The sequence below is a fragment of the Serratia sp. 25CWL12 genome, from assembly GCF_055790885.1.
The window spans coordinates 2,544,025-2,567,017 of sequence record NZ_CM147698.1 but is presented as its reverse complement, the minus strand read 5'-3'; the positions used below and the strand labels follow the sequence as shown (position 1 = coordinate 2,567,017).

Annotated in this window: 3 protein-coding genes; all 3 read left to right on the top strand. The window is 54.4% G+C overall.

Translation table 11 applies throughout. The features are described 5' to 3' along the window. Positions 1-158: 158 nt before the first annotated feature. The 3 genes from ACX9GV_RS10930 (at position 159) to ACX9GV_RS10920 (ending at position 22,889) form a co-directional block, all read left to right on the top strand. Positions 159-19,493, top strand: a complete 19,335-nt coding sequence (locus tag ACX9GV_RS10930) for an Ig-like domain-containing protein (RefSeq protein WP_473195533.1) — start codon at positions 159-161, stop codon at positions 19,491-19,493. Next, on the top strand, positions 19,490-21,793 hold the full coding sequence (locus ACX9GV_RS10925) for an FG-GAP-like repeat-containing protein (RefSeq protein WP_473195532.1): 2,304 nt from the start codon (positions 19,490-19,492) through the stop codon (positions 21,791-21,793). The genes ACX9GV_RS10930 and ACX9GV_RS10925 overlap by 4 nt, the downstream gene beginning before the upstream one ends. 148 nt (positions 21,794-21,941) lie before the next feature. Then, positions 21,942-22,889, top strand: a complete 948-nt coding sequence (locus ACX9GV_RS10920; RefSeq protein ID WP_473195531.1) for an OmpA family protein — start codon at positions 21,942-21,944, stop codon at positions 22,887-22,889. Positions 22,890-22,993: the final 104 nt, after the last annotated feature.

The window sequence follows — 22,993 nt, the reverse complement described above, 5'->3', positions numbered from 1 at the left end:
CCTTATTCAGCAACAATAGAAGCTATTTTATCAGTCCTGCGTCTACATTTTGACCAGTTCTCCACATAGCGTGCGATATCTGTTTCCACCAAGGGATGCCGAACCATCACGGAGTCAGGTTAGAACATCATTAAAATATCAAATGGAGTTACGAAGTTATGGATCAAACGATAGTTTTGGCTGTTAACAATGGCGAAGGGAAAACCCGTTTATTAACCGCGAATGCCAACAATGCAGTAAAAGTTAAATTAATTCGCGGTAATAAATACGTCTTAAAGAATCTAGGCAATGATTTTGCTCCGGAGAACGTGACTTTAGTTCGTGTCGGCAAGGCGTTGCACGTGATCCAGGAAGGGGACACACAAGCCAGTATTATTATTGAAGACTACTTTAATGGTGAAGCCAACAACCCGGTGTTACTGGGAATGGCTGAAGATGGCCAGCTGTATGCCTATGTTCCCTTGTCCGGGGAAGGCTATGAGCACGGCTATCTCTTTACTGATGGTCAGTCATCGCCTGTCGCATTAGGTGGTCCATCTCAAGGCAGTGGTGAAGGCATTTTTGTCGCTTCTGATGATAATCAGGATGCGCTGTTTGGTCTTTTGGGTTGGCTGGCGGCAGCGACAGCGATCGGCGCTGGGGCCGCGGTTGCCTATCATAACCGTAGTAAAGATGATAATAATGACCCTGAACCGACCCCTCCGGCAAAACCGGCGATTGGCGGTGCACTTGACCATACGGGTTCTATTCAGGGCCAAATTAAAAACGGCGGCCAGACAGATGAATCTCATCCTACCTTAAGTGGTAAAGGTGTCGCTGGTAACATCATCACCGTGTATGACAACGGTAGTGCCATTGGCAGCGTGGTCATTGATGGCAATGGCAACTGGACATTTACCCCTGATCAAGCAATGGGTGACGGCAGTCACCAAATGGTGATCACCGAGACTGATCCGTCTGGTAACGTCAGCTCGCCTTCTGATCCTCTGAACTTCACGGTTGATACTACACCGCCGGATGTCCCTGGTATGCAGCATGTCATGGACAAAACGGGGGACGTTGTCGGTGAAATAAAACCGGGTGATTCCACGGATGATCCACGTCCTGTCCTGACCGGTAGCGGTCAGCCAGGTGACACCGTGACTATCTATGACAACGGTAATGTGATTGGCGAGACCGTCGTCAATGACGATGGTCGTTGGTCTTTCCAGCCAGAGACACCGATGACTGATGGAAAGCACAACATCACGGTTTCTGAAACCGACCCTGTGGGTAATGAGAGTAAACAGAGTGGTGGTTGGGAATTTAACGTCGATACACAAGCCCCTAGCAAGCCTGCTATTGGGAGCGTTATCGATGACGTCGGTGCCCTGACCGGCCCATTGACCAGTGGCACCACCACGGATGATACCCAACCTGAACTGAAAGGCGTGGGGCAACCTGGTGATGTCATTATTATTAGTGACAATGGTCAGCCGATTGGCTCAACGGTTGTTAATGGTCAAGGTGAATGGAGCTATCAGGTTGAAGAGCCCCTGGCCGAGGGCAACCATAGCCTGACAGTCAGTGAAGTTGACCCGGCCGGTAATGCCAGCACACCTTCTGATCCTATTGTGATTGTGGTTGATACCACAGCACCAGGGCAACCTGATGTGTCGAATGCCCAGGATGACGTGGGTGCTATCACCGGCGCAATCAAGAATGGTGGTACAACCGATGATACTCAACCTAAATTCAGCGGTGGCGGCCAACCTGGCGATATTATCAATATCTATGATAACGGTGAAAAGATTGGTTCAACGGTAGTTGGGGATAACGGCAAATGGAGCTTTACGCCTGAGACACCACTGGACGAAACCAATCACAGTATTACCACCACGGCAACCGATCCGGCGGGTAACGAAAGTAAGCCCTCTGAGCCGTTGAACTTTACTGTCGACACCACGTCTCCATTAGTTGATCCTGAGCATTTGGCGATTACTTCCGTCGAAGACCGCGTGGGCAATGAGACAGGTAACGTTACATCAGGGAATAGCACCGATGACAGCCAGCCGCTGATCAGCGGTATTGGTACTGCTGGTGATATCATCATTGTGTACACCACTGATGCGACCGGCAATCACCCGATTGGCAGCACCAAGGTACTCGATAATGGCACCTGGTCACTGACGCCAACCACCCCACTGCTGGAAGGTAACAACCAACTGACCATCGTGGCGGTCGATGCGGCGGGTAACAAGACCACCCCAAGCACACCATCCTATGATATCAATCTTGACATCACCATACCGTCAGAACCAGCCATCACCAGCGTGCTGGATGATGTTGAACCGAAAGCTGGCGCTCTGCAGAAAGGGGATGTCACCAACGACAACACCCCAACCCTGAAAGGTAGTGCCGAGGCGGACAGCCTGGTCAAGGTCTATGACAAAGGTCAACTGATCGGTTCAACCACGGCAGACGGCAAGGGCGAGTGGAGCTTTACGCCAGCAGCAGGCGCTGAACTGAAAGATGGCAACCATACCCTGACCATCACCTCAACGGATGCCGCAGGCAACGAGAGTGCTCCTAGCGGCAGTTTTGATATTGTAGTAGACACTAACGTCCCTAACTCGGCTGGCGATATCGTTATTACCGACAACGTGGGTGAGAAGACCGGTGAAGTGAACCCGGGGGATACCACCGATGACCGTTCACCAAACCTGAGCGGTACGGGCGAACCCGGCGGCACGGTCACCATCTATGATAACGGTGAAGAAATCGGTACCGCCAAGATTGAAGATGACGGCAAGTGGAGCTTTACTCCGACTGAGCCGCTGGATAACGGCGAGCACAAGCTGAACACCACCGTGACTGACCCGGCGGGCAACGTGAGTGAGCCAAGCCCGGATATCAAATTTGAGGTGGATGATTCACCCGTGCTGGTACAACTGGGCTCAGTGAATGACAATGTCGGCTCAGTGACTGGTAACCTGCAACCCGGTGATGTCACCGACGATCCACGTCCAGAACTGAACGGCAGCGGCAAGCCAGGCAGTGTTATCACTGTGAAGGATGGCGACCGCGAGCTGGGGACTACCACCGTTAAGCAAGATGGTAGCTGGAGCTTTACGCCAGAGACCGACCTGGGTGAAGGTAACCACAGCCTGACGGTGACGGCAGAAGATGCCGCCGGTAACAGCGTGACCTCTCCCGCCTTTGTGCTAAAGGTAGATACCACCGCGCCAGAGCAACCGGTGATTGGTAACGCCATTGATGACGTCGGTGATAACCGTGGTCCATTGGCCAGCGGCAGTGTTACCGATGACGCCAACCCAACCTTCAAAGGGACGGCAGAGGCAAATAGCATCATCAATATCTATGATGATGGCAAACTGTTGGGTTCAGTTGAAGCCAACGACGATGGTGCCTGGTCGTTTACCCCAACCACCCCATTGGTGGAAGGTGAGCACAAGATCACCACCACCGCGACGGATAAAGCGGGTAACACCAGTGAACCATCCGACGTCTTTAATCTGACTACCGACTATTCTGCATCGCCAATTGGGCCAGGCTTCCTGGAGATCACCGGTGTGGAAGACCGCGTGGGCAATGAGACAGGTAACGTTGCATCAGGAAACAGCACCGATGACAGCCAGCCTGTGATCAGTGGTATTGGTACCAAGGGCGATATCATCATTGTCTACACCACTGATGCGACCGGCAATCACCCGATTGGCAGCACCAAGGTACTCGATAATGGCACCTGGTCACTGACGCCAACCACCCCACTGCTGGAAGGTAACAACCAACTGACCATCGTGGCGGTCGATGCGGCGGGTAACAAGACCACCCCAAGCACACCATCCTATGATATCAATCTTGACATCACCATACCGTCAGAACCAGCCATCACCAGCGTGCTGGATGATGTTGAACCGAAAGCTGGCGCTCTGCAGAAAGGGGATGTCACCAACGACAACACCCCAACCCTGAAAGGTAGTGCCGAGGCGAATAGCCTGGTCAAGGTCTATGATAAAGGTGAACTGATCGGTTCAACCACGGCAGACGGCAAGGGTGAGTGGAGCTTTACGCCAGCAGCAGGCGCTGAACTGAAAGATGGCAACCATACCCTGACCATCACCTCAACGGATGCAGCAGGTAACGTCAGCGCGCCAAGCGGCAGTTTTGATATTGTGGTAGACACCACCGTCCCTAATCCAGCTGGCGATATCGTTATCACCGACAACGTGGGTGAGAAGACCGGTGAAGTGAACCCGGGGGATACCACCGATGACCGCTCACCAAACCTGAACGGTACGGGCGAACCCGGCGGTACAGTCACCATCTACGACAACGGTAAGGAAATCGGTACCGCCAAGATTGAAGATGACGGCAAGTGGAGCTTTACTCCGACTGAGCCGCTGGATAACGGCGAGCACAAGCTGAACACCACCGTGACTGACCCGGCGGGCAACGTGAGTGAGCCAAGCCCGGATATCAAATTTGAGGTGGATGATTCACCGGTAGTGGTACAACTGGGCTCAGTGAATGACAATGTCGGCTCAGTGACCGGTAACCTGCAACCCGGTGATGTCACCGACGATCCACGTCCAGAACTGAACGGCAGCGGCAAGCCAGGCAGTGTTATCACTGTGAAGGATGGCGACCGCGAGCTGGGGACTACCACCGTTAAGCAAGATGGTAGCTGGAGCTTTACGCCAGAGACCGACCTGGGTGAAGGTAACCACAGCCTGACGGTGACGGCAGAAGATGCCGCCGGTAACAGCGTGACCTCTCCCGCCTTTGTGCTGAAGGTAGATACCACCGCGCCAGACCAACCCGTGATTGGTAACGCCATTGATGACGTCGGTGATAACCGTGGTCCATTGGCCAGCGGCAATGCCACTGACGATGCCAACCCAACCTTTAATGGAACGGCTGAGGCAAATAGCATCATCAATATCTATGATGATGGCAAACTGTTGGGTTCAGTTGAAGCCAACGAAGATGGTGCCTGGTCGTTTACCCCAACCACCCCATTGGTGGAAGGTGAGCACAAGATCACCACTACCGCGACGGATAAAGCGGGTAACACCAGCGAACCATCCGACGTCTTTAAGTTGACTACCGACTACACTGCATCGCCAATTGGGCCAGGGTTCCTGGAGATCACCGGTGTGGAAGACCGCGTGGGCAATGAGACAGGTAACGTTGCATCAGGAAACAGCACCGATGACAGCCAGCCTGTGATCAGTGGTATTGGTACCAAGGGCGATATCATCATTGTCTACACCAATGATGCGACCGGCAATCACCCGATTGGCAGCACCAAGGTACTCGATAATGGCACCTGGTCACTGACGCCAACCACGCCACTGCTGGAAGGTAACAACCAACTGACCATCGTGGCGGTCGATGCGGCGGGTAACAAGACCACCCCAAGCACGCCGTCTTATGACATCAATGTTGACATCACCATACCGTCAGAACCAGCCATTACCAGCGTGCTGGATGATGTTGAACCGAAAGCTGGCGCTCTGCAGAAAGGGGATGTCACCAACGACAACACCCCAACCCTGAAAGGTAGTGCCGAGGCGAATAGCCTGGTCAAGGTCTACGATAAAGGTGAACTGATCGGTTCAACCACGGCAGACGGCAAGGGTGAGTGGAGCTTTACGCCAGCAGCAGGCGCTGAACTGAAAGATGGCAACCATACCCTGACCATCACCTCAACGGATGCAGCAGGTAACGTCAGCGCGCCAAGAGGCAGTTTTGATATTGTGGTCGACACCACCGTCCCTAATCCGGCTGGCGATATCGTTATCACCGACAACGTGGGTGAGAAGACCGGTGAAGTGAACCCGGGGGATACCACCGATGACCGCTCACCAAACCTGAACGGTACCGGCGAACCCGGCGGTACAGTCACCATCTACGACAACGGTAAGGAAATCGGTACCGCCAAGATTGAAGATGACGGCACGTGGAGCTTTACCCCGACTGAGCCGCTGGATAACGGCGAGCACAAGCTGAACACCACCGTGACTGATCCGGCGGGCAACGTGAGTGAGCCAAGCCCGGATATCAAATTTGAGGTGGATGATTCACCGGTAGTGGTACAACTGGGCTCAGTCAATGACAACGTAGGGTCTGTAACCGGTAACCTGCAACCCGGTCAAGTCACCGACGATGCACGCCCAGAACTGAACGGCAGCGGCAAGCCAGGCAGTGTTATCACCGTCAAGGATGGGGATGATGTGCTGGGCACCACCACCGTCAAGCAAGATGGTAGCTGGAGCTTTACGCCAGAGACCGACCTGAAGGAAGGTAACCACAGCCTGACCGTGACGGCAGAAGATGCCGCCGGTAAGACCGTGACCTCTCCCGCCTTTGAGCTGAAGGTAGATACCACCGCGCCAGAACAGCCGGTGATTGGTAGCGCCATTGATGACGTCGGTGATAACCGTGGTCCATTGACCAGCGGCGATGCCACTGACGATGCCAACCCAACCTTCAAGGGAACGACAGAGCCAAATAGCATCATCAATATCTATGATGATGGAAAACTGTTGGGCTCGGCTGCTGCCGACGACAAGGGTGCCTGGTCATTTACCCCAACCACCCCATTGGTGGAAGGTGAACACAAGATCACCACCACGGCGACGGATGAGGCGGGTAACACCAGCGAACCATCCGACGTCTTTAATCTGACCACTGACTATTCAGCACCCGATGCCAGCAAAGTGGCGATCACCGGGGTGGACGACCAGGTGGGTGGCTTGACCGGTAATGTGGACTCAGGTGACACCACTGACGACAGACGTCCAACCATCAGTGGGACCGGTGCGGAAGCGGGGAATATCATTACGGTATACCGTGGCAACGAAATTATTGGCTCGGCGGTTGTGAAGAGTGATCTCTCCTGGTCGATGCAGCCGAACCTGCCGCTTGCGGATGGTGTGGTGGTGTTGACCGCAACAGAGCGCGATGCGGTGGGTAATACCACCGATAAGTCACCGGCTTACAGTATTACCGTCAGTACAGTCCCACCGGCACCACCGGTGCTGGGTACGGTCATCGATAATGAGGGGCCAGGAGCAGAAACGGTGGCATTGCAGCCAGGGGATGTCACCAATGACAACACCCCGACCCTGAACGGGACTGCGTTGCCAGGCGGCACGGTGACGGTTTACGACGGTAAGAATGAACTCGGTACGGCCAAGGTAGACGACGACGGTAAGTGGAGCTTTACGCCACAGCCTGCACTGGGTGAGGGTAAACATGACCTGACAGCGACGGTGACCAACAGTGTCGGTGTCACCAGTGACCCAACCGGTGTCTTCAATATTGTTGTCGATACGCAGGCACCAGCACCGGCCACCAATTTGAAGGTGGAAGATAAGATGGGTGACGAGCAAGGCGATATCCTTGCTAACAAAACTACCGACGACAGCGCGCCAGTCATCAGTGGTAAGGCTGAACCGGGCAGTGTGGTCCATATCTATGATAACGATAAGGAAATCGGTAGCGCGCCGGTGGATGACCAAGGGAACTGGAGCTTTAAGCCGAGCGACCCATTGGGTAATGGTCAACATGACCTGACCACGACCGTGACCGACAAGGCCGGTAACACCAGCGATGAAGGGCAACACCTGATCTTCAAGGTGGATGTGGATCTAACGAAGGTACTACTGACCGGTCTGGAAGATAACCAGGGCAATAACCCGGTCGATAAGGTGGAGCTGATAGCCCAGAACGGGGTGACGAATGATTCGCGTCCGACCCTCATTGGTACCGCGAAGGCGGGCAGTGTGGTCACCGTCAGCGATGAAAGCGGCATTCTGGGCAGTACCACTGCCGAAAGCAACGGTGAATGGCGCTTTACGCCAAATGAGGATATGGGCCAGGGTGAGCATACCTGGAGCGCCAGCGCCAAAGATCCGGCAGGGAATGTCAGCACCAGCGGTACCTGGGTGTTTACCGTCGACACGGTGGCGCCGAACGCGCCGTTTATCGACTCGGCCGCAGACAATGTGGGTGCGCCACAACCGCAAGGCATGCTCAGCGGCAGTGCCACAGATGATCCTTACCCGGTCCTGACAGGTCGTGCGGAAGCCAACAGTGTGGTGATGGTGTATGACCAAACCGGCCTGTTAGGCTCAGCGAAAACCAATGACAGCGGTGTCTGGACGTTCAAGCCAACCAATAGCCTGAATGAAGGCACGCATGACTTTTACGTCAAGGCAACCGATGGGGCCGGTAACGTCAGCCAACAATCGACAACCTTTACCCTGACGCTGGACTTCAGCGCGCCGGATGCCAGCAAAGTGGCGATCACCGGGGTGGACGACCAGGTGGGTGGCTTGACCGGTAATGTGGACTCAGGTGACACCACTGACGACAGACGTCCAACCATCAGTGGGACCGGTGCGGAAGCGGGGAATATCATTACGGTATACCGTGGCAACGAAATTATTGGCTCGGCGGTTGTGAAGAGTGATCTCTCCTGGTCGATGCAGCCGAACCTGCCGCTTGCGGATGGTGTGGTGGTGTTGACCGCAACAGAGCGCGATGCGGTGGGTAATACCACCGATAAGTCACCGGCTTACAGTATTACCGTCAGTACAGTCCCACCGGCACCACCGGTGCTGGGTACGGTCATCGATAATGAGGGGCCAGGAGCAGAAACGGTGGCATTGCAGCCAGGGGATGTCACCAATGACAACACCCCGACCCTGAACGGGACTGCGTTGCCAGGCGGCACGGTGACGGTTTACGACGGTAAGAATGAACTCGGTACGGCCAAGGTAGACGACGACGGTAAGTGGAGCTTTACGCCACAGCCTGCACTGGGTGAGGGTAAACATGACCTGACAGCGACGGTGACCAACAGTGTCGGTGTCACCAGTGACCCAACCGGTGTCTTCAATATTGTTGTCGATACGCAGGCACCAGCACCGGCCACCAATTTGAAGGTGGAAGATAAGATGGGTGACGAGCAAGGCGATATCCTTGCTAACAAAACTACCGACGACAGCGCGCCAGTCATCAGTGGTAAGGCTGAACCGGGCAGTGTGGTCCATATCTATGATAACGATAAGGAAATCGGTAGCGCGCCGGTGGATGACCAAGGGAACTGGAGCTTTAAGCCGAGCGACCCATTGGGTAATGGTCAACATGACCTGACCACGACCGTGACCGACAAGGCCGGTAACACCAGCGATGAAGGGCAACACCTGATCTTCAAGGTGGATGTGGATCTAACGAAGGTACTACTGACCGGTCTGGAAGATAACCAGGGCAATAACCCGGTCGATAAGGTGGAGCTGATAGCCCAGAACGGGGTGACGAATGATTCGCGTCCGACCCTCATTGGTACCGCGAAGGCGGGCAGTGTGGTCACCGTCAGCGATGAAAGCGGCATTCTGGGCAGTACCACTGCCGAAAGCAACGGTGAATGGCGCTTTACGCCAAATGAGGATATGGGCCAGGGTGAGCATACCTTTAGGGCCAGCGCCAAAGATCCGGCAGGGAATGTCAGCACCAGCGGTACCTGGGTGTTTACCGTCGACACGGTGGCACCAGGCGCGCCGTTTATCGACTCGGCCGCAGACAATGTGGGTGCGCCACAACCGCAAGGCATGACCAGTGGCAGTGCCACAGATGATCCCTACCCGGTCCTGACAGGTCGTGCGGAAGCCAACAGTGTGGTGATGGTGTATGACCAAACCGGTCTGTTAGGCTCAGCGAAAACCAGTGACAGCGGTGTCTGGACGTTCAAGCCAATCAGTAGCCTGAATGAAGGCGCGCATGACTTTTACGTCAAGGCGGTGGACAAGGCGGGTAACGTCAGCCAACAATCCGCAGTCTTTACCCTGACGCTGGACTTCAGCGCGCCGGATGCCAGCAAAGTGGCGATCACCGGGGTGGATGACCAGGTGGGTGGCTTGACCGGTAATGTGGACTCAGGTGACACCACTGACGACAGACGTCCAACCATCAGTGGGACCGGTGCGGAAGCGGGGAATATCATTACGGTATACCGTGGCAACGAAATTATTGGCTCGGCGGTTGTGAAGAGTGATCTCTCCTGGTCGATGCAGCCGAACCTGCCGCTTGCGGATGGTGTGGTGGTGTTGACCGCAACAGAGCGCGATGCGGTGGGTAATACCACGGAGAAGTCACCGGCTTACAGTATTACCGTCAGTACAGTCCCACCGGCACCACCGGTGCTGGGTACGGTCATCGATAATGAGGGGCCAGGAGCAGAAACGGTGGCATTGCAGCCAGGGGATGTCACCAATGACAACACCCCGACCCTGAACGGGACTGCGTTGCCAGGCGGCACGGTGACGGTTTACGACGGTAAGAATGAACTCGGTACGGCCAAGGTAGACGACGACGGTAAGTGGAGCTTTACGCCACAGCCTGCACTGGGTGAGGGTAAACATGACCTGACAGCGACGGTGACCAACAGTGTCGGTGTCACCAGTGACCCAACCGGTGTCTTCAATATTGTTGTCGATACGCAGGCACCAGCACCGGCCACCAATTTGAAGGTGGAAGATAAGATGGGTGACGAGCAAGGCGATATCCTTGCTAACAAAACTACCGACGACAGCGCGCCAGTCATCAGTGGTAAGGCTGAACCGGGCAGTGTGGTCCATATCTATGATAACGATAAGGAAATCGGTAGCGCGCCGGTGGATGACCAAGGGAACTGGAGCTTTAAGCCGAGCGACCCATTGGGTAATGGTCAACATGACCTGACCACGACCGTGACCGACAAGGCCGGTAACACCAGCGATGAAGGGCAACACCTGATCTTCAAGGTGGATGTGGATCTAACGAAGGTACTACTGACCGGTCTGGAAGATAACCAGGGCAATAACCCGGTCGATAAGGTGGAGCTGATAGCCCAGAACGGGGTGACGAATGATTCGCGTCCGACCCTCATTGGTACCGCGAAGGCGGGCAGTGTGGTCACCGTCAGCGATGAAAGCGGCATTCTGGGCAGTACCACTGCCGAAAGCAACGGTGAATGGCGCTTTACGCCAAATGAGGATATGGGCCAGGGTGAGCATACCTGGAGCGCCAGCGCCAAAGATCCGGCAGGGAATGTCAGCACCAGCGGTACCTGGGTGTTTACCGTCGACACGGTGGCGCCGAACGCGCCGTTTATCGACTCGGCCGCAGACAATGTGGGTGCGCCACAACCGCAAGGCATGCTCAGCGGCAGTGCCACAGATGATCCTTACCCGGTCCTGACAGGTCGTGCGGAAGCCAACAGTGTGGTGATGGTGTATGACCAAACCGGCCTGTTAGGCTCAGCGAAAACCAATGACAGCGGTGTCTGGACGTTCAAGCCAACCAATAGCCTGAATGAAGGCACGCATGACTTTTACGTCAAGGCAACCGATGGGGCCGGTAACGTCAGCCAACAATCGACAACCTTTACCCTGACGCTGGACTTCAGCGCGCCGGATGCCAGCAAAGTGGCGATCACCGGGGTGGACGACCAGGTGGGTGGCTTGACCGGTAATGTGGACTCAGGTGACACCACTGACGACAGACGTCCAACCATCAGTGGGACCGGTGCGGAAGCGGGGAATATCATTACGGTATACCGTGGCAACGAAATTATTGGCTCGGCGGTTGTGAAGAGTGATCTCTCCTGGTCGATGCAGCCGAACCTGCCGCTTGCGGATGGTGTGGTGGTGTTGACCGCAACAGAGCGCGATGCGGTGGGTAATACCACCGATAAGTCACCGGCTTACAGTATTACCGTCAGTACAGTCCCACCGGCACCACCGGTGCTGGGTACGGTCATCGATAATGAGGGGCCAGGAGCAGAAACGGTGGCATTGCAGCCAGGGGATGTCACCAATGACAACACCCCGACCCTGAACGGGACTGCGTTGCCAGGCGGCACGGTGACGGTTTACGACGGTAAGAATGAACTCGGTACGGCCAAGGTAGACGACGACGGTAAGTGGAGCTTTACGCCACAGCCTGCACTGGGTGAGGGTAAACATGACCTGACAGCGACGGTGACCAACAGTGTCGGTGTCACCAGTGACCCAACCGGTGTCTTCAATATTGTTGTCGATACGCAGGCACCAGCACCGGCCACCAATTTGAAGGTGGAAGATAAGATGGGTGACGAGCAAGGCGATATCCTTGCTAACAAAACTACCGACGACAGCGCGCCAGTCATCAGTGGTAAGGCTGAACCGGGCAGTGTGGTCCATATCTATGATAACGATAAGGAAATCGGTAGCGCGCCGGTGGATGACCAAGGGAACTGGAGCTTTAAGCCGAGCGACCCATTGGGTAATGGTCAACATGACCTGACCACGACCGTGACCGACAAGGCCGGTAACACCAGCGATGAAGGGCAACACCTGATCTTCAAGGTGGATGTGGATCTAACGAAGGTACTACTGACCGGTCTGGAAGATAACCAGGGCAATAACCCGGTCGATAAGGTGGAGCTGATAGCCCAGAACGGGGTGACGAATGATTCGCGTCCGACCCTCATTGGTACCGCGAAGGCGGGCAGTGTGGTCACCGTCAGCGATGAAAGCGGCATTCTGGGCAGTACCACTGCCGAAAGCAACGGTGAATGGCGCTTTACGCCAAATGAGGATATGGGCCAGGGTGAGCATACCTTTAGGGCCAGCGCCAAAGATCCGGCAGGGAATGTCAGCACCAGCGGTACCTGGGTGTTTACCGTCGACACGGTGGCACCAGGCGCGCCGTTTATCGACTCGGCCGCAGACAATGTGGGTGCGCCACAACCGCAAGGCATGACCAGTGGCAGTGCCACAGATGATCCCTACCCGGTCCTGACAGGTCGTGCGGAAGCCAACAGTGTGGTGATGGTGTATGACCAAACCGGTCTGTTAGGCTCAGCGAAAACCAGTGACAGCGGTGTCTGGACGTTCAAGCCAATCAGTAGCCTGAATGAAGGCGCGCATGACTTTTACGTCAAGGCGGTGGACAAGGCGGGTAACGTCAGCCAACAATCCGCAGTCTTTACCCTGACGCTGGACTTCAGCGCGCCGGATGCCAGCAAAGTGGCGATCACCGGGGTGGATGACCAGGTGGGTGGCTTGACCGGTAATGTGGACTCAGGTGACACCACTGACGACAGACGTCCAACCATCAGTGGGACCGGTGCGGAAGCGGGGAATATCATTACGGTATACCGTGGCAACGAAATTATTGGCTCGGCGGTTGTGAAGAGTGATCTCTCCTGGTCGATGCAGCCGAACCTGCCGCTTGCGGATGGTGTGGTGGTGTTGACCGCAACAGAGCGCGATGCGGTGGGTAATACCACGGAGAAGTCACCGGCTTACAGTATTACCGTCAGTACAGTCCCACCGGCACCACCGGTGCTGGGTACGGTCATCGATAATGAGGGGCCAGGAGCAGAAACGGTGGCATTGCAGCCAGGGGATGTCACCAATGACAACACCCCGACCCTGAACGGGACTGCGTTGCCAGGCGGCACGGTGACGGTTTACGACGGTAAGAATGAACTCGGTACGGCCAAGGTAGACGACGACGGTAAGTGGAGCTTTACGCCACAGCCTGCACTGGGTGAGGGTAAACATGACCTGACAGCGACGGTGACCAACAGTGTCGGTGTCACCAGTGACCCAACCGGTGTCTTCAATATTGTTGTCGATACGCAGGCACCAGCACCGGCCACCAATTTGAAGGTAGAAGATAAGATGGGTGACGAGCAAGGCGATATCCTTGCTAACAAAACTACCGACGACAGCGCGCCAGTCATCAGTGGTAAGGCTGAACCGGGCAGTGTGGTCCATATCTATGATAACGATAAGGAAATCGGTAGCGCGCCGGTGGATGACCAAGGGAACTGGAGCTTTAAGCCGAGCGACCCATTGGGTAATGGTCAACATGACCTGACCACGACCGTGACCGACAAGGCCGGTAACACCAGCGATGAAGGGCAACACCTGATCTTCAAAGTGGATGTGGATCTAACGAAGGTACTACTGACCGGTCTGGAAGATAATAACCCAGTCGATAAGGTGGAGCTGATAGCCCAGAACGGGGTGACGAATGATTCGCGTCCGACCCTCATTGGTACCGCGAAGGCGGGCAGTGTGGTCACCGTCAGCGATGAAAGCGGCATTCTGGGCAGTACCACTGCCGAAAGCAACGGTGAATGGCGCTTTACGCCAAATGAGGATATGGGCCAGGGTGAGCATACCTTTAGGGCCAGCGCCAAAGATCCGGCAGGGAATGTCAGCACCAGCGGTACCTGGGTGTTTACCGTCGACACGGTGGCGCCGAACGTGCCGTTTATCGACTCGGCCGCAGACAATGTGGGTGCGCCACAACCGCAAGGCATGACCAGTGGCAGTGCCACAGATGATCCCTACCCGGTCCTGACAGGTCGTGCGGAGGCCAACAGTGTGGTGATGGTGTATGACCAAACCGGCCTGTTAGGCTCAGCGAAAACCAGTGACAGCGGTGTCTGGACGTTCAAGCCAACCAATAGCCTGAATGAAGGCACGCATGATTTTTACGTCAAGGCAACCGATGGGGCGGGTAACGTCAGCCAACAATCGACAACCTTTACCCTGACGCTGGACTTCAGCGCGCCGGATGCGAGCAAAGTGGCGATCACCGGGGTGGACGACCAGGTGGGGGGCTTGACCGGCAATGTGAACTCAGGTGACACCACTGACGACAGACGTCCAACCATCAGTGGGACCGGTGCGGAAGCGGGTAACATCATTACGGTATACCGTGGCAACGAAATTATTGGCTCGGCGGTTGTGAAGAGTGATCTCTCCTGGTCGATGCAGCCGAACCTGCCGCTTGTGGATGGTGTGGCTGTGTTGACCGCAACAGAGCACGATCTGGTCGGCAACACCACCGATAAGTCACCGGCTTACAGTATTACCGTCAGTACAGTCCCACCGGCACCACCGGTGCTGGGTACGGTCATCGATAATGAGGGGCCAGGAGCAGAAACGGTGGCATTGCAGCCAGGGGATGTCACCAATGACAACACCCCGACCCTGAACGGGACTGCGTTGCCAGGCGGCACGGTGACGGTTTACGACGGTAAGAATGAACTCGGTACGGCCAAGGTAGACGACGACGGTAAGTGGAGCTTTACGCCACAGCCTGCACTGGGTGAGGGTAAACATGACCTGACAGCGACGGTGACCAACAGTGTCGGTGTCACCAGTGACCCAACCGGTATCTTCAATATTGTTGTCGATACGCAGGCACCAGCACCGGCCACCAATTTGAAGGTGGAAGATAAGATGGGTGACGAGCAAGGCGATATCCTTGCTAACAAAACTACCGACGACAGCTCGCCAGTCATCAGTGGTAAGGCTGAACCGGGCAGTGTGGTCCATGTCTATGATAACAATAAGGAAATCGGTAGCGCGCCGGTGGATGCTCAAGGGAACTGGAGCTTTAAGCCGAGCGACCCATTGGGTAATGGTCAACATGACCTGACCACGACCGTGACCGACAAGGCCGGTAACACCAGCGATGAAGGGCAACACCTGATCTTCAAAGTGGATGTGGATCTAACGAAGGTACTACTGACCGGTCTGGAAGATAATAACCCAGTCGATAAGGTGGAGCTGATAGCCCAGAACGGGGTGACGAATGATTCGCGTCCGACCCTCATTGGTACCGCGAAGGCGGGCAGTGTGGTTACAGTCAGCGATGAAAGCGGCATTCTGGGCAGTACCACTGCCGAAAGCAACGGTGAATGGCGCTTTACGCCAAATGCGGATATGGGCCAGGGTGAGTATACCTGGAGCGCCAGCGCCAAAGATCCGGCCGGGAATGTCAGTACCAGCGGTACCTGGGTGTTTACCGTCGATACGGTGGCACCGGGCGCGCCGTTTATCGACTCGGCAGCAGACAATGTGGGTGCGCCACAACCGCAAGGCATGCTCAGCGGCAGTGCCACAGATGATCCCTACCCGGTCCTGACAGGTCGTGCGGAAGCCAACAGTGTGGTGATGGTGTATGACCAAACCGGTCTGTTAGGTTCAGCGAAAACCAGTGACAGCGGTGTCTGGACGTTCAAGCCAATCAGTAGCCTGAATGAAGGCACGCATGATTTTTACGTCAAGGCAACCGATGGGGCCGGTAACGTCAGTTTGCCATCGACAACCTTTACCCTGACGCTGGACTTCAGCGCGCCGGATGCCAGCAAAGTGGCAATCACCGGTGTGGACGACCAAGCGGGTGGCCTGACCGGTAACGTGGCCTCAGGTGACACCACTGACGACAGACGTCCAACCATCAGTGGGACCGGTGCGGAAGCGGGTAATATCATTACGGTATACCGTGGCAACGAAATTATTGGCTCGGCGGTTGTGAAGACCGATCTCTCCTGGTCGATGCAGCCGAACCTGCCGCTTGTGGATGGTGTGGCTGTGTTGACCGCAACAGAGCACGATCTGGTCGGCAACACTACCGATAAGTCACCGGCTTACAGTATTACCGTCAGTACAGTCCCACCGGCACCACCGGTGCTGGGTACGGTCATCGATAATGAGGGGCCAGGAACAGAAACGGTGGCATTGCAGCCAGGGGATGTCACCAATGACAACACCCCGACCCTGAACGGGACTGCGTTGCCAGGCGGCACGGTGACGGTTTACGACGGTAAGAATGAACTCGGTACGGCCAAGGTAGACGACGACGGTAAGTGGAGCTTTACGCCACAGCCTGCACTGGGTGAGGGTAAACATGACCTGACAGCGACGGTGACCAACAGTGTCGGTGTCACCAGTGACCCAACCGGTATCTTCAATATTGTTGTCGATACGCAGGCACCAGCACCGGCCACCAATTTGAAGGTGGAAGATAAGATGGGTGACGAGCAAGGCGATATCCTTGCTAACAAAACTACCGACGACAGCGCGCCAGTCATCAGTGGTAAGGCTGAACCGGGCAGTGTGGTCCATGTCTATGATAACAATAAGGAAATCGGTAGCGCGCCGGTGGATGCTCAAGGGAACTGGAGCTTTAAGCCGAGCGACCCATTGGGTAATGGTCAACATGACCTGACCACGACCGTGACCGACAAGGCCGGTAACACCAGCGATGAAGGGCAACACCTGATCTTCAAAGTGGATGTGGATCTAACGAAGGTACTACTGACCGGTCTGGAAGATAATAACCCAGTCGATAAGGTGGAGCTGATAGCCCAGAACGGGGTGACGAATGATTCGCGTCCGACCCTCATTGGTACCGCGAAGGCGGGCAGTGTGGTCACCGTCAGCGATGAAAGCGGCATTCTGGGCAGTACCACTGCCGAAAGCAACGGTGAATGGCGCTTTACGCCAAATGCGGATATGGGCCAGGGTGAGTATACCTGGAGCGCCAGCGCCAAAGATCCGGCCGGGAATGTCAGTACCAGCGGTACCTGGGTGTTTACCGTCGATACGGTGGCACCGGGCGCGCCGTTTATCGACTCGGCAGCAGACAATGTGGGTGCGCCACAACCGCAAGGCATGCTCAGCGGCAGTGCCACAGATGATCCCTACCCGGTCCTGACAGGTCGTGCGGAAGCCAACAGTGTGGTGATGGTGTATGACCAAACCGGTCTGTTAGGCTCAGCGAAAACCAGTGACAGCGGTGTCTGGACGTTCAAGCCAATCAGTAGCCTGAATGAAGGCACGCATGATTTTTACGTCAAGGCAACCGATGGGGCCGGTAACGTCAGTTTGCCATCGACAACCTTTACCCTGACGCTGGACTTCACGCCACCGGATGTGAGCAAGGTAGCGATCACTGAGGTCGTTGATCAGTATGGCTTGATAACCGGCCCGGTCAGTAAGGGTAGCGTGTTGGATGATCGCAATCCGTTGGTTAACGGTACCGGTGCTGAAGAGGGTAACACCATCACGGTATACACCACCGATGGCGATGGTAATACCAAAGTACTGGGCACCACCACCGTAGGCAGCAATGGCCAGTGGACGTTGACCGCTACGGGCTCACTGTATGACGGTAAAAACACGTTGACCGTGGAAGAGACTGACAAGGTAGGTAATAGCGCCAAGCCGAGCACCAGCTATGACGTTATTATGTCATTGACCCCAGGCGCTCCGGTTATCGACAGTATTATTGATGATACCGGCACTACCCGTATGGAGTTGACCAACAACAGCCTGACCAAGGACAATACGCCGACATTGAGCGGGACGTCTTCGGTGGCTGAAGGCGATACGATTACCATCTATAACGGTAATACTAAGGTCGGTACCACTACTGCGGGCCCAGGTGGTAATTGGAGCTTTACACCCAACCCAGCATTGGTAGACGGTACTTACAACTTCAAAGTAACCGGGACCAACAATGCAGGTCAGGAGAGTGCGCCGAGTGGTACTGAAACCATCACCATTGATGCGACGATTTCTGATGCGGCTATCAGCATCACGTCAATCAGTGATGACTTGGGTATCAGTAATACCGACTTCAACACCAGCGATACCACGTTGTTGATTAACGGTACACTGAACAAGGCCCTGCTGGCAGACGAGTGGGTCGAAGTGAGTGTGGATGGCGGTGAAACCTGGACCAAAGCGAGCAGCACGACCGCCAGCAGTTGGACGGTGGATCTGCAAAGCAAGCCGTTGACTTCAAAGGACTATACCATCCAGGCGCGTGTGGTTGATAAGGCAGGTAATATTGGTGACACCGATGCGCATGCGCTGACCGTGAGCACCGTGGCACCGAACCTGAATGGTATGACCACCAGCGCAATTATTACTACCGATACTTCTAGCGGTTTGAAAACAGGCGATCTGTTCAGCCACAGTGCGACAGAGATTAACACCGATATGGTCACCCGTGACCGTACGGTGACCATCAAGGGGGCCTTGAGTGCTGCGCTGCAGAGCAACCAGTATCTGCAGATCTCCTTTGATAATGGGAGTAACTGGACCACGCTGTTGTCTCAAACTGGGACTGACTGGAACTATCAGTTGGCTGCGGTCACTCAGAGCACCACGTTTAACTACCAACTGCGGGTGATTGATTCTGCAGGTAACCTGGGCACTAACGTCAATTTCAAGAGCAATTATCAGGTTGTGATTGATCTGGAGGCACCGAATGCGATCCTTGGTGCGCCTGATGTGCCGCAAATTGTTAACAGCACCACCACCTACACCTTCAACGAAGCCAAGTACGGTAAGGTTGAAGCAGGGGCGATTGTTTCACTGGTGAGTGATGTCAACGGTAATGGGACCTACCAGGAAGGGCTGGATCAGATTATCGGCTTTGCTAGAGCCAATGCTGACGGTAGCTGGTCAATCAGCAGCACACTACCAGCCGGCGCGCATAATCTGGCCTTTATGGTATGGGATGAGGCCGGTAACCGTTCTTCGTTAAGTGCCTCCACCAGTATCGGGGTCACTGAGGGTGATGGTAATACGCTGATCGTGCAGAAGTGGGGGGGACGACCGATGGGGAAGGCCTTGGCGTGAATGCGGCAGCAGTGACCATTGGGACAAATGGCTTGTGGTCATTCTTCCAGAGTGCGCGTGCTGCAACGGGCACAGGTACCGCTAACGCTGGGCGAGTCTACAATATGCAAAACCTGGAGGATTACAACTCCAAGTACCTGGCACAACCAAGCGATGTAACCGAGGGAAGTTATGGCCGCTTTATTAACTCGGCGACCTTTGCGGATATTAACCGAGATGGTTTGACTGATGTGATGTCACAGGTCAGCTCTTATGGTAACGGTGGACGTACTGCCTACTGGATGCAGAATGCTGATGGCAGTTACACGGCGAAATCAGTAGACCAAGGCACCCTTAACCACTTAGGGGGGGTGATAGCCTATGACCGTCACGGTGATGGCTATCTGGACTTTGTGTTGGCTGACTCGGAAGCAGACTCTATTTCGTTCCTTAAGAACGAAAATGGTGTACTGAGCCCAGATGGTCCAAATGGTCACCCAGGTGGCGCGCTGCCTGCTGGCTTGAGCTTTATGCACGAACTTGGGGCGGTGGATATCGATAATAACGGTACCATTGATATTACTGGCCATGTCGACTTCAACACACTTACGTCGAACGGAGGTAACCTTGGGCGCGGTCTTGCTGTCTTGTATAACCAGACCACAGCTACCAATAAGACCAATTTTGGTAAGGTAGATATTTATTCCAATGTATTCCGCAATGACGGCCATGAAGATGCCGGTGATAGAGCCATTTCCATGACCTATGGCGATTACAACGGTGATGGTTGGTTGGATCTGTTCCTGAGCCGTGGTTCTAAAGGCGGGAATAACAGTGATGAAAGCCGTATCTACCTGAACGATGGTAAAGGGAATCTGTTAACGCAGGATGTTGATGCATTATGGTTTGGCGATAGCCTTGATGGCGGGATCTCAATGGCCGTTGACTGGAACCACGATGGTAAGATGGATATCGTTGAAGTTCCACGCTCAGGTGTTACTGCTAGTCCGCAACTTTATCTGAACCAGGGGACTAATACCTGGTGGAATACTGCGCCAGTGAAGTTGACCGCAACCACCTACAGTAATCTGACGGGTGCAGTCGCCCTGGATTATGACTGGGATGGATCAATGGACCTGGTGCTGTATCGTTCAGGTGCAGATGGCGCAGTGGTGTCGAGTGATAATGCCGCACCGACCTTGCTGGTGAAAAACACCAACATTGCCGCTGATGGTACCAGCCTGCAGATCCGTATTGTTGACGGCCAAGGCATCAATACCTTCTACAGCAATACCGTCAAGCTGTATAACTCGAAGGGTGAGTTGGTGGCCACGCAGTTGATTAACCCGCAGTCCTCTGGCTCGAGCAACAGTATGGGTCTGGTGAGCTTCTTCGGGTTGGATCCGAATGAAGTTTACTCGGTGCAGTTGTTGCGTATTACCAATGGCCAGACCAACCATGTAGGGGCAACCGCAGACCAAGGCGGTTACACCAATAGCACGGTTAATGAGAACTGGGGTGGCTTAACCACCGGTAAATCCCATGATGCGTATATACTGACGGCGGAAAGTGACACAGCTGCCACCAATACCACCGCAACGGGCATTGTCGGTACCGGCTATAACGACACCTTCTTTGCTTCAGCGGGTGACGATACCTACAACGGGAGTGGTGGCTGGAACCAGATTGTCAGTGGTAAGGCAGTCTGGAGTGCCACGGCAGGGATGGATATCGTTGATTACAGCGGTTCAGCAAGCGCTATCACCGCTGTACTCTGGGAGGGTACGGGTAAGAATGGCTCGGCAACAGGCCAAGGCTCTGATAAGTTGATCAGTATCGAAGGCTTGATTGGCTCTAGCCAGGGCGATACCTTTACCGATAGCTCGGCTAACAACCTGTTTGAAGGCCGCGGCGGCAACGATGCGTTCTACCTGATTAACGGTGGTAACGATACGTTGATGTATAAGGTCTTGGCAGGGATGGAAACTGACGGCACCGGCGGTAATGGCAGCGATACTATCCATGGCTTCCATGTGGGTGACGTGGTGACTGACGGTGATGCAGACCTGATTGACCTGAGTGATCTGCTGGACTACAACGGCTCAATCTCTTTCTTCCAGGATGATGGCAAGATGGAATTGGACTACTCTTCCCAAGGTATTCTTAAGTACCTGAAGGTGGAGAACGTCGGCTATGACACGGTGATCAGTATTGATCGCGATGGTTCAGGCAATGCGAACGCCTTTACCTATGCTATTACGTTGGCTAATGTCCAGACTGATCTGGCAACGTTGTTGCAAAATAACCAAATTATTGTCTAATCAATAAGATGGGGGCCCACAGAGGAAACACTGTGGGCTCTTTTGCATAGCTGATCAACAGATTACAGATGACCTAATTAAGGGTGATGACAACGCCAGCAATTTATTGATATTGATGGATGAGATATCGCCCTGCATGGAGATTTTAATGAAAGCTCTTGGTAATAAATTCAAGTACGCCACTATCGTGTCATTAATGTTAGCCAGCGGATGGTGTTCTTTGCCAGCTTCTGCGCAGGAGGGACTCCCTGGTGGGCATAACAATACGGTGTCTACGGTGTTAGATGCCAATGGGCAGACCGCTGGTTCAGGGACCATTGCAAACGGTTATCGTCCTGTCGGAGAGGTTGTGCCGGAGTTGGCGCAAATTGTCTTCTACTATCCGGAAGGTAAACTTCCTGCGACGGTTTATGTGGATCGTCAACTGCAATCGGTACTATTGCCTGGCGAGTATACGGTCTTTTGTGTTGTCCCTGGTGGGCACGCCATTGAGTCCTACTTCCAGGATCAACCGTTGTATCAAGGTAAACTGGCCCCCAAACATCAACTGAAAACCCTGGGTGCAACGACCTATTTCCTGGTGGTTAATCCAGGGGAGACCGGGACCACGACAGCGTTAGCTAAACGCTCAGTGGCTGAGGCGGATTTGCAATCTATGCGTCTACAGTCGCGCATTATTAATCGCGCGAAGCAAGTGAAAGCCTGCGAATACGTTAAGGGTGGTACCGCCGTGTTGTTGCAGGAAAGTCTCCATTTTCCTACCGGCAAAAGTCAGTATGGTTCAATCTTACCGGCCTCAAAAGCTAAATTGGACCATGTCATAACATTCCTTAAGGAAGGGAATAACGTCTCTGACATTCAGTTAATTGGTTACACCGATGCTATTGGTAATGCGGCAGCAAACCAACGCTTGTCACAGGCCAGGGCAAATACGGTTCGCGATACACTGATCCGTGCCGGCGTTAATCAAAATTTGATCACTCATACCAGTGGTATGGGGATCGCCAAAGATGCTGAGCAGTGTGAAGCCAATGCCAAGCATCAAGATAGTAGCTGTAACGCCCAGGGGCGTCGGGTAGATATTGTTGTTAAATAGTAGTGGTTTGTTAAATAGTAGTGAATAGCAGTTTGTTCTAGTCTTTATATGCCCGTCGCCATTCAAACTGTTGGATGAGTGAGCAACGCCTGCAACAGTGCGTT